This window comes from Vogesella mureinivorans (assembly GCF_007644035.1).
GTDB classification, from domain to species: domain Bacteria; phylum Pseudomonadota; class Gammaproteobacteria; order Burkholderiales; family Chromobacteriaceae; genus Vogesella; species Vogesella mureinivorans.
Map to the genome: position 1 here is coordinate 1 of NZ_VMTV02000685.1, position 273 is coordinate 273.

At 42.1% G+C, this 273-nt stretch carries 1 protein-coding gene; it reads left to right on the top strand.

What is annotated here, in order from left to right:
* The coding region (locus tag FLQ44_RS17735) for an FAD-dependent oxidoreductase (RefSeq protein ID WP_147695459.1) at positions 1–273 on the top strand (273 nt) is incomplete at both ends.

Sequence of the window (273 nt, forward strand, 5' to 3'; positions counted from 1 at the left end):
TCCTGTTCAAGGTCAGATGATGTTGTTTAAAACTCCTGAAAACTGGCTTCCAACCATGTGCATGAACAATGTCATGTATCTGATTCCACGTACAGATGGACATATCGTATGCGGTTCGAGTATGAATCATATTGGCTTTGATCATCGCCCTAGTATCTCTGTACAACAAAGCATTTATAAAGCGTGTATTGAAATGGTGCCTGAATTGGCCAATTTTCCAATTGTGAAGCAATGGGCTGGCTTACGTCCAAGCTCGCCAACAGGCATTCCTTA